The 9,811-nt window shown below is 72.2% G+C and carries 9 protein-coding genes; 3 read left to right on the forward strand and 6 right to left on the reverse strand.

Annotated elements, in window-relative coordinates; translation table 11 throughout:
- The 5 genes from KS423_RS28440 to KS423_RS28460 all read right to left on the reverse strand — a co-directional run.
- A partial coding sequence (locus KS423_RS28440) for an FAD-dependent monooxygenase (protein WP_224282634.1) occupies positions 1-1,120 on the reverse strand: 1,120 nt, incomplete at its 3' end.
- 122 nt (positions 1,121-1,242) lie between these two features.
- Positions 1,243-2,091 carry an amino acid ABC transporter permease gene (locus KS423_RS28445; protein ID WP_224282635.1) on the reverse strand — a complete coding sequence of 283 codons (849 nt, stop codon included), beginning with the start codon at positions 2,089-2,091 and terminating at the stop codon, positions 1,243-1,245.
- Positions 2,088-2,738: an amino acid ABC transporter permease gene (locus KS423_RS28450; protein ID WP_224282636.1), complete on the reverse strand. Its 651-nt coding sequence runs from the start codon at positions 2,736-2,738 to the stop codon at positions 2,088-2,090. Before KS423_RS28450 ends, KS423_RS28445 begins: the two co-directional genes overlap by 4 nt.
- A gap of 52 nt (positions 2,739-2,790) precedes the next feature.
- A complete protein-coding gene (locus KS423_RS28455) occupies positions 2,791-3,696 on the reverse strand; it encodes a glutamate ABC transporter substrate-binding protein (RefSeq protein WP_224282637.1) in 906 nt (301 codons plus the stop codon).
- A 115-nt stretch (positions 3,697-3,811) separates the two neighbouring features.
- A complete protein-coding gene (locus KS423_RS28460) occupies positions 3,812-4,540 on the reverse strand; it encodes an amino acid ABC transporter ATP-binding protein (protein WP_224282642.1) in 729 nt (242 codons plus the stop codon).
- 437 nt (positions 4,541-4,977) lie between these two features.
- Between KS423_RS28460 and KS423_RS28465 the strand changes: the two genes are divergently transcribed.
- On the forward strand, positions 4,978-5,736 hold the full coding sequence (locus tag KS423_RS28465; protein WP_224282638.1) for a response regulator transcription factor: 759 nt from the start codon (positions 4,978-4,980) through the stop codon (positions 5,734-5,736).
- Between the two features lie 6 nt (positions 5,737-5,742).
- Positions 5,743-7,167 carry a HAMP domain-containing sensor histidine kinase gene (locus KS423_RS28470; RefSeq protein ID WP_224282639.1) on the forward strand — a complete coding sequence of 475 codons (1,425 nt, stop codon included), beginning with the start codon at positions 5,743-5,745 and terminating at the stop codon, positions 7,165-7,167.
- A 102-nt stretch (positions 7,168-7,269) separates the two neighbouring features.
- On the opposite strand, the gene KS423_RS28475 is transcribed toward KS423_RS28470, so the two are convergent.
- Positions 7,270-8,289, reverse strand: a complete 1,020-nt coding sequence (locus KS423_RS28475) for a TAXI family TRAP transporter solute-binding subunit (protein WP_224282640.1) — start codon at positions 8,287-8,289, stop codon at positions 7,270-7,272.
- Positions 8,290-8,383: 94 nt separating this feature from the next.
- Here KS423_RS28475 and miaB point away from each other — a divergent pair.
- Positions 8,384-9,811, forward strand: a 1,428-nt coding sequence (gene miaB / locus KS423_RS28480; RefSeq protein WP_224282641.1) for a tRNA (N6-isopentenyl adenosine(37)-C2)-methylthiotransferase MiaB, incomplete at its 3' end; no start/stop codon positions are given.

Raw genomic sequence — 9,811 nt, forward strand, 5'->3', positions numbered from 1 at the left:
GGGTCTGCTGCCAGCCGCGCAGGGGGCGCAGCAGCGGCATGGACTGGTCGACCGCGCGCAGCCGGGCGCCGACCGCCCCGCGCCGCTCGGCCTCGTAGCCGTCCAGCAGCGAGCCGCCGGGCTGCGGGCCGCCGGAGTGGAGGTGCCAGGCGAGGGCGAGCCGCCAGGCGAGGTTGTCGGCGTCGCGCAGCCCGTCCGAGAGGTTCTGCATGCCGAGCGCGCCGTGCAGGTGGGCGGCGTCGCCGGCGAGGAAGCAGCGGCCGACCCGGAAGCGGGCGGCGAGCCGTTGCTGGGCCGTGTGGTCGGCGGCGGCCAGCAGTTCGAATCGGGGCAGCTCGCCGCACCATCCGGTGAGGGTGGAGGTGACCCGGGTGAGCAGGGTGTCGCCGGTGACGATGCCGGGCCAGGTGGCGTGCGGGTCGACCGTCTCGGTGGCGGCGGGACGGCCGGGAGGCAGCCGCCAGTCGAGCCGCCAGACGCCGTCCGGCAGCGGACGGGCGGAGGCCTCGCGGTCGCCCCGCCACGGGGGCTCGCGGTGCAGCCGGGCGCCGTCGAAGGGCAGGTCGACCCGGACGGTGGCGATGGCGTTGCGGTCGACCGCCGGGCGGCCGGGGAAACGGATCTTCAGGAGCTTGCGGACGGCGGACCTGGCGCCGTCGCAGCCGACCAGGTGGCTGCCGCGCCACCAGGTGGTGGAGCCGTCCTGGGTGCCCACGGTGCGGACGCTGACGCCGTCCCGGTCCTGTTCGAGCTCGACGGCCCGGTTGAGCGGGACCAGCTTGATCAGCGGGGTGCCGGTCAGGGCGTCGCGCAGCCCGCGCTGGAGGCGGTGCTGGGGCAGGTGGAAGGTGGGCGAGTCGGTGAGGTCGATCCGCAGCACCTCCTGGCGGCGGCGCCAGACGGCGAAGGAGTCCCACAGCGCGGAGTCCGAGACCGCCCGCGGGTACCCGATCCGGGTCAGGAAGGCGGCGGTGTCGGCGCCGAGGACGAGGCTGCGCGGGCCCTCGGGACAGAGCCCGGAGCCCTCGTCCAGGACGATGGTCGGCACCTCGTGCCGGGCCAGGGCGAGGGCCAGGGCCAGACCGACCGGTCCGGCCCCGACCACGATCACCGGGTCCATGAGGGAACCTCCGGGCACGAACCGGCCGATCGGCCGGCGTCAGTTACGGCTGCCGCATATGCCGCGTGGATGCTCCCGGGAGGTGTCACGAACAGCAATGCAACAGTTCACCTGCGTGTCCGTCAAGCAGCAGCTGAAGTGCGCCGGTTCGCGCCGCGACGGCCACGTGCTTCGATCCAGCGTGCGAGCGCGGTCAACAGCAGGCACATCGCGATGTAGATGGGACCGATCACGAGCACCACGGGGATGTAGGGGAAGCCCGCGGCGTTGATCGGCTGGCTGGCGATCGCCTTACCGACGAACAGCAGCTCGTGGTAGGTGATGATGAAGCCGAGTGAGGTGTCCTTGAGGGTGACGACCAGCTGGCCGATCATCGAGGGCAGCATCGAGCGGACGGCCTGCGGCACCAGGATGGACATCATCACCTGGGTCTTGCGCATGCCGAGCCCGTACGCCGCCTCGCCCTGGCCGCGCGGGACGGCGTTGACGCCGCTGCGGATGATCTCGGCCTGGACCGCCCCGTTGTAGAGGGTGAGGCCGAGCACCAGCGCCCACATCGGCTGCTGGGCGAAGAAGGCGTAGTAGAGCCCGACGATCAGGATCAGCAGCGGCATCGCCCGGAAGAACTGGGTGAAGGCCGTGCAGGCCCAGCGGACCGGCCGGTGGTCGGAGAGCTGACCGGCCGCCAGCAGGGCGCCCAGGGCGAGGGAGAACAGCGCGGCCAGCCCGAAGGCCTCCAGGGTGGACAGCAGGCCGTCCACGATCCGCTGCTGGACGAAGGTGTACTGGAAGGCGTCCCAGAGGCCGGGGTCGAACTGGCCGTTGTCGTTCAGTGCGCTGAAGACGTACCAGAGGAGACCGGCGATGCCGAGCACCGAGAGGACGCCGAACGCGCGGTACCGGGTGCGGGCCCTCGGGCCGGGGGCGTCGTAGAGGACACTCCCCGAAGCCTGACGGTTGAGAATGCTCATCGGGCCACCGCCAGTCGGGATTCCAGGAAGCGGAAGAACGAGGCGACCGTCGCGCTGATCAGCAGGTAGGCGCAGGCCACCCAGAAGAAGATGGCGAAGATCGAGTAGCCGCGTTCGGAGAAGGTCTGCTGGGCGCTGTACAGCTCGGGGACGCTGAACGCGCCGGCGATCGCCGAGTTCCTGGGCAGGGCGATGAACACGCTGCTCATCGGGCCCAGGACGGTCCGGGCCGCCTGCGGCAGGACGACCAGGGTGAGGGTCTGGCCGAAGGTCATGCCGAGGCTGCGGGCGGCCTCCGCCTGGCCGAGCGGCACGGTGTTGATGCCGGAGCGGATCACCTCGCAGACGAACGAGGCGGTGTACCCGCCGAGCGCCAGCACCGCGAACACCAGGTGGCTGAAGTGCACGCCCAGCGGCGGCAGGCCGAAGGTGACGGCGAAGAACAGCAGGGTCAGCGGGGTGTTGCGGAAGAGCGTCACCCAGGCGGTGCCGAAGGCGCGCAGGACGGGCACCGGGGAGACCCGGAAGGCCGCCAGCAGGGTGCCCAGCAGCAGGGCGAGCAGAGCGCTGAGCGCGCTCACCTCGATCGTCTGTAGGAAGCCGTCGCGGAACAACGCGAAGTTGTCGTCCTCGAACAGGAACCCCATCCGGCGGCCCTCCTCTCAGTTCATGGTCGGGAATCGACGTACGGCGGGCGGATCAGTAGCGCTCGAGGGCCGGGACGTCCGGCGCCGGGGAGCCGGAGGCGCCCAGGGTCGCGTCGTAGGCCTTCTTCCAGTCGCCGTTGTCCTCGTGGGCCTTGAGGGCGTCGCTGATGGCGTCCCGCAGCGCCTTGTCGTCCTTGTTGAGGCCGACGCCGTAGTTCTCCTTGGTGAACGGCTTGCCGACCACCTTGAGCTTGGGGGCGTACTTGGAGGCGTAGCCCTTGAGGATCGCGTCGTCGGTGGTGACCGCGTCGACCTCGTTGGACAGCAGCTTCTCGACGCAGGCCGAGTAGGTGTCGAACTGCGTGACCTTTGGGTTGTACTGCTGGATGTTCTTGATCGAGGTCGAGCCGGTGGCGGTGCAGACGTTCTTGCCGCTGGTGCTCTCCGGGCCGGTGATCGAGGTGTTGTCGGCCTTCACCAGCAGGTCCTGGCCGGCGATGTAGTACGGGCCGGCGAAGGAGACGCTCTTCTTGCGCTCGTCGTTGATGCTGTAGGTGCCGACGTAGAGGTCGATCTGGCCCTTGGCGATGGCCGGCTCGCGCTGCGAGGAGACCAGGGTCTGCCACTTGATCTGCTGCGGGGTGAAGCCGAGGTCGGCGGCGATCATCTTGGCGATCTCGATGTCGAAGCCGCTGCGGTCGCCGCTGGCGACGTCCTCCCAGCCGAGGTTCGGCTGGTCGGCCTTGGCGCCGATGATCAGCTGGCCGCGCTTCCTGGCCTCGGCGAGGACCGCGGAGTCGATCTTGACGTCGGTCTTGACGGTGTAGCTCGGCAGCTTCGGGGCGGCGGCGCCGCTGCTCGCGGCGGTGGCGCCGGGGGTGCCGTCCTTGCCGCAGGCGGCGGTGGCGGTGAGCGCGACGGCACAGAGCGCGACGGCGAGGGTGCGGGACGTCCTCATGAGGGTTCTCCTGGGGCTGGGCCGCGGTGTCAACCGGGCTCTGGCGTCTGGAAGTCGTGCACGGGCAGGGCCGGCCGGCACCGTTGCCGGTGGTGGCCCCGCTGGTCTCGAAGCGTCAGTGGTGGAGGATCTTCGAGAGGAAGTCCTTGGCGCGGTCGGAGCGCGGCGCGGTGAAGAAGGCGTCCGGGGTGTTCTGCTCGACGATCTTTCCGTCGGCCATGAACAGCACCCGGTTGGCGGCGGAGCGGGCGAAGCCCATCTCGTGGGTGACCACGACCATCGTCATGCCGTCCGCGGCCAGCTGGCGCATGACCTCCAGCACCTCGTTGACCATCTCCGGGTCCAGCGCCGAGGTGGGCTCGTCGAAGAGCATCACCTTGGGCTTCATCGCCAGCGCCCGGGCGATTGCCACGCGCTGCTGCTGGCCGCCGGAGAGCTGGGCCGGGAACTTGTCCGCCTGCGCGCCGACGCCGACCCGCTCCAGCAGCCCCCGGGCGGTCTTCTCGGCCTGCGGGCGGGGCACCTTGCGCACCTTCACCTGGCCGATGACCACGTTCTCCAGCACGGTCTTGTGCGCGAACAGGTTGAAGCTCTGGAACACCATGCCGACCTCGGCGCGCAGCCTGGCCAGCTCCTTGCCCTCCTCGGGCAGCGGCCGGCCGTCGATGGTGATCGTGCCGGAGTCGATCGTCTCCAGCCGGTTGATCGTCCGGCAGAGCGTCGACTTGCCCGAGCCGGACGGGCCGATCAGCACGACCACCTCGCCCTGGCCGATCCTGAGGTCGATGTCCTGCAGCACGTGCAGCGCGCCGTAGTGCTTGTTGACGTTGCTCAGCACGACCAGCGGGGCGGCTGCGGGGGTGGAGTCCTCGACCGGGCTCTCGGTCATCGCGCCTGCTCCCTCTGTCGTCGAATAGGGCCTGCCCGAGAAGTCTCAACTCCCTTGGGAGGCAGTGGTGGTACGAAATCCGGGGGCCGCGGCCGGCGGAGCCGCAGCCCCCGGTGGGCCGACCATAGGAGCCGTGACCGCGCGCCGTCAGCCGATCTGAGCGGAACTTGAGGATCACGAAACGGCCACACGGCGCCCACGCGCTGTTCGCGCGGGCGCCGACGGGGCATGTCACAGCGGGAATCCGCTCCGGTGCTCCCCGTTCCCCACGAGCCCGGTGCGCGGTCGAACCTGGCGCCGGGCCGTTCACTGGCCCATACTGCGCAGGACCGGGACCTGACCGATCGGCCCGGTGATCACCGGTGATCACGTGGGGGAAGGAGGAGAACAGGATGCGACTGCTGCTCGTCGAGGACGACGAACGTGTGGCCGCCGCGCTGGTCGCGGTACTGGGCCGGCACGGCTTCCAGGTCCGGCACGCCCGCAGCGGGCACGAAGCGCTGGACGCCCTGGTTCCGGACGGCAACGAGCCGTACCGCGTGGTGCTGCTCGACCTCGGGCTGCCCGACCGCGACGGCTTCGAGGTGTGCAGCCGGATCAGGGCCGGCAGCGGTGTTCCGGTGATCATGGTCACCGCGCGCGCCGACGTTCGCTCCCGGATCCACGGCCTCAACCTGGGCGCCGACGACTACGTCACCAAGCCGTACGACATGGGCGAGCTGCTCGCCCGCATCCACGCCGTGGCCCGCCGCGGCGCCGCCCCCGCCGCGGTGTCGGTGCCCGCGCCCGACACCGTGCCGCAGCAGCGCGGCCCGCTGGAGTCCCGCGGCATCCGGATCGACCGGGAGCGCCGCCGGGTCAGCGTGGACGGCCGCGACGTGCCGCTCACCCGCAAGGAGTTCGACCTGCTCGCACTGCTCGCCCAGAGCCCGGGCGTGGTCTACCGGCGCGAGCAGATCTTCAGCGAGGTCTGGCGCAGCGGCTGGGAGGGCAACGGGCGCACCCTGGAGGTGCACATCGGCTCGCTGCGCAACAAGCTGGCGCTGCCCGGCCTGGTCGAGGCCGTGCGCGGGGTCGGCTACCGGCTGATCCCCGACCGTCCGACGCCTGCCGCGGCCGAACCCGCCCCGACCGCCCCCGCGGAGCACTGACCGCACGTGCGCACCCGCCTGCTCGGCATCCTGATCGCCCTCATGCTCTGCGTCCTGGCCGCCCTGGGGCTGCCGCTCGCGGCGGCGGTCGCGGCGGCCGAGCAGACCAAGGTGGTCGTCGACCGGCTCGACGACGCCGCCCGCCTCGCCCAGGACCTGCCCACCTCCGGCGCCGCCGACTCGGCGCGCAAGGGCGAACCGGAACCCGCCCCGGGCGACCTCAGCCGGCAGCGCGCGATCGACGCCGAGGTCCGCCGCTACCACGACCTGTACGGCGTGCGCCTGGGCATCTTCCAGCGCGACGGCGTGCCGATCGCCGCAGCCCCGGACGACTGGCGGGTGCCCTCCGGCGGCTGGGGAGCCCAGGCCTTCCAGGAGGCGCTGGACGGGCGGCGCAGCCACGACCCGCCGCAGGTCTGGCCGTGGACGCCGGACCGGACGATCATCGTCGCCGCCCCGGTGGTGCGCGACGGCGACGTGGTCGCGGTGGTGCTGAGCGAGTCCCCGACCGAGGCGCTGCGCACCCGGGTGCTGCACAAGTGGCTGGTGATCGGCGGGGGTGAGGCCGCCGCGATGATCGTCGCCGTGCTGCTCGCCGTCCGGCTCACCGAGTGGGTGCTGCGCCCGGTGCGCACCCTGGACCGGGCCACCCACGACATCGCCACCGGGCGGATGGCCGCCAGGGTCGCCCCCGGCGGCGGACCGCCCGAACTCCAGCGGCTGGCCCGTTCGTTCAACGAGATGGCGGACCACGTGGTGCTCGCCATGGACCAGCAGAAGGCCTTCGTCGCCGACGCCTCGCACCAGCTGCGCAACCCGCTGTCGGCGCTGCTGCTGCGGGTCGAGTTGCTCGGCCTGGAACTGCCCGAGGGCCACGAGGAGGAGCTCAGCGGCGTCCGGGAGGAGGGCGCCCGGCTGGCCCGGGTGCTGGACGACCTGCTCGGGCTGGCCACCGCCGAGCACGCCCGCCCCGAACCGGAGCGCACCGACCTCGCCGAACTCACCCTGGCCCGGGTGGACGCCTGGCGGCCGGTGGCCGAGCAGCGCGGGATCGGGCTGCGCTGGGACGGCCCGGCACTGGCGATCGGGATGGCCGATCCGATCGGCTTCGGCTCGGCCCTGGACGCCGTGGTGGACAACGCGCTCAAGTTCAGCCCGGCCGGCAGCGAGGTGCGGGTGCGGGTCGCGGTGCGCCGGGACGAGGTCGCGGTGACCGTCACCGACGCCGGGCCCGGCCTCACCGAGGACGAGCTGTCCCGGGCCGGGGACCGGTTCTGGCGCAGCCCGCGGCACCAGAACGTGGACGGCTCGGGGCTCGGGCTGTCCATCGCGCGCACCCTGCTGGCGGCCGGCGGCGGCTCGCTCGGCTTCGCGCCGGTCAAGCCGACCGGGCTCGCGGTGACGCTGGCGGTGCCGCGGCCGGAGAAGTGACGGCTGCCGGGCGGGGTGCAGGCCCCGCCCCCGCGGCTCACCGGGGGCGGCTGCGGACCTGGTGCGGCTCACCCGGCGGGGCGGCGGCCCGCCGGCCACGTCCTACGGCTTCACCGAGCGGTAGTAGCGCGCCGCGCCGGTGTGCAGCGGGAGCGGGTCGGTGTAGACGGCGGTGCGCAGGTCGACCAGCTGGGCCGCGTGCACCTGGGCGCCGATCTGGTCCCGGCTGTCGATCACCGCGCGGGTCATGCCCTCGACCAGGCCCGGGTCCGCGTCGTCCCGGGTGATCAGCAGGTTGGGCACGGCCACCGTGGCGACGGCGTCCTTGGGATCGGCGTTCGGGTACGTGCCCTTGGGCATGGTGGCCGCCCGGTAGGCGTCGGTGCCGCCGCCCTCGGCCTTGTGCAGGGCCTCGGAGAGGTCGCTCAGCGGCACGACCCGGATCCGGACGTGTTCGGAGAGGTCGGTGAGCGCGTTGGTGGGCAGGCCGCCGGACCAGAAGAAGGCGTCCAGCCGGCCAGCGCGCAGGTCGTCGGCGGCCTCGCCGACCCCCTTCGGCACCGGGACTATGTCGCGGTCCGGGTCCAGCCCGGCGGCGGCCAGCAGCCGCTTGGTCACCAGGTTCACCCCGGACTGCGGCAGCCCGACGCCGACCCGCAGGCCCTTGAGGTCGGCGGTGCGGTGCACCGGGGAGGAGGCCGGGACGATCAGCTGCAGGTAGTCGTCGTACAGCCGGGCGATCGCCCGCAGCTTCTCCTTGCCGGGGCCCTGGTAGTCGGCGACCGCGTCGGCGGTGGCTATCGCGAAGGTGTCCCGGCCGGTGATCACCCGGGTGAGGTTGTCTATCGAGCCCTCGGAGTTGTCCAGGGCCAGCCGCACGCCCGGCATCGCCCGGGAGACGTGGGCCTGGAGCAGCTGCCCGTACCGGTCGTAGACGCCGCGCTGCACCCCGGTGGCGAAGCGGACCTCGCCGCGCGGGTACCCGGGGGAGCGGCCCGCCGACAGCCACCAGCCGCCGAACCCGGCCACCAGCAGTACCACCACCAGCACCGTCCGCCACAAAGGGCTGCGCGCCGCGGTGCGGACGGCGGCGCCGAGACGGGACGGGGTGGTGGGGGCCATGCAGGGATACTGCCAGGCGCTCCGGCCGAACGGGAGTGAACGGGTGGTGGAAGCTCCGGGAAAAGCGCTTCGCCGCTGCCCGTACCCTGGTCTGGTGAGCGGTGAGAGCGGATTGAAGAGCTACAAGGTCGTCACGCACGGCTGTCAGATGAACGTCCACGACTCCGAGCGGCTGTCCGGCCTGCTGGAGGACGCGGGGTACGTCAAGGCCGGGCCCGAGGGCGACCCGGACCTGGTGGTGTTCAACACCTGCGCGGTGCGCGAGAACGCCGACAACAAGCTGTACGGCAACCTCGGACAGCTCGCGCCGGTCAAGACCCGCCACAAGGGCATGCAGATCGCCGTCGGCGGCTGCCTGGCCCAGAAGGACCGCGAGACCATCGTCAAGCGCGCCCCCTGGGTCGACGTGGTCTTCGGCACCCACAACATCGGCCACCTGCCGGCGCTGCTGGAGCGGGCCGCGGTCGAGCGCAAGGCCCAGGTCGAGATCCTGGAGTCGCTGGAGACCTTCCCCTCCACCCTGCCGACCCGCCGCGAGTCCGCCTACGCCGCCTGGGTCGCCATCTCGGTCGGCTGCAACAACACCTGCACCTTCTGCATCGTCCCCGCCCTGCGCGGCAAGGAGGAGGACCGCCGCCCCGGCGACGTCCTCGCCGAGATCGAGGCGCTGGTGGACGAGGGCGTCATCGAGGTGACCCTGCTCGGCCAGAACGTCAACGCCTACGGCTCCGACCTGGGCGACCGCGAGGCCTTCTCCAAGCTGCTGCGCGCCGCCGGCCAGATCGAGGGCCTGGAGCGGATCCGCTTCACCTCGCCGCACCCGCGCGACTTCACCGACGACGTGATCGCCGCGATGGCCGAGACCCCGAACGTGATGCACCAGCTGCACATGCCGCTGCAGTCCGGCTCGGACCGCGTCCTCAAGGCGATGCGCCGCTCCTACCGGCAGGAGCGTTTCCTCGGGATCATCCGGAAGGTCCGCGAGGCGATGCCGGACGCGGCCATCTCCACCGACATCATCGTGGGCTTCCCCGGCGAGACCGAGGAGGACTTCGAGGAGACGATGCACGTCGTCCGCGAGGCCCGCTTCACCAACGCCTTCACCTTCCAGTACTCCAAGCGCCCCGGCACCCCGGCCGCCGAGATGGAGGACCAGGTGCCGAAGGCCGTCGTGCAGGCCCGCTACGACCGGCTGATCGCCCTCCAGGAGGAGATCTCCTGGGAGGAGAACAAGAAGCAGGTCGGCCGCACCCTGGAGATCCTGGTCGCCGAGGGCGAGGGCAAGAAGGACGACAAGACCGACCGGCTCTCCGGCCGCGCCCCCGACAACCGGCTGGTGCACTTCAGCCGGCCCGCCGAGCCGGTGCGCCCCGGCGACATGGTGACCGTCGAGATCACCTACGCCGCCCCGCACCACCTGCTCGCCGAGGGCCCGGCGCTCGCGGTGCGCCGCACCCGGGCCGGCGACGCCTGGGAGAAGCGCCAGGCCGCGCCCGCGGCCAAGCCGGCCGGCGTGATGCTC

This window comes from Streptomyces sp. LS1784, from assembly GCF_020103755.1.
Taxonomy (GTDB): domain Bacteria; phylum Actinomycetota; class Actinomycetes; order Streptomycetales; family Streptomycetaceae; genus Kitasatospora.

Coding starts and splice junctions, on each gene's coding strand:
- KS423_RS28445 (WP_224282635.1), bottom strand. CDS start 2,091: ATGAGCATTCTCAACCGTCAGGCTTCGGGGAGTGTCCTCTACGACGCC.
- KS423_RS28450 (WP_224282636.1), bottom strand. CDS start 2,738: ATGGGGTTCCTGTTCGAGGACGACAACTTCGCGTTGTTCCGCGACGGC.
- KS423_RS28455 (WP_224282637.1), bottom strand. CDS start 3,696: ATGAGGACGTCCCGCACCCTCGCCGTCGCGCTCTGTGCCGTCGCGCTC.
- KS423_RS28465 (WP_224282638.1), top strand. CDS start 4,978: ATGCGACTGCTGCTCGTCGAGGACGACGAACGTGTGGCCGCCGCGCTG.
- KS423_RS28475 (WP_224282640.1), bottom strand. CDS start 8,289: ATGGCCCCCACCACCCCGTCCCGTCTCGGCGCCGCCGTCCGCACCGCG.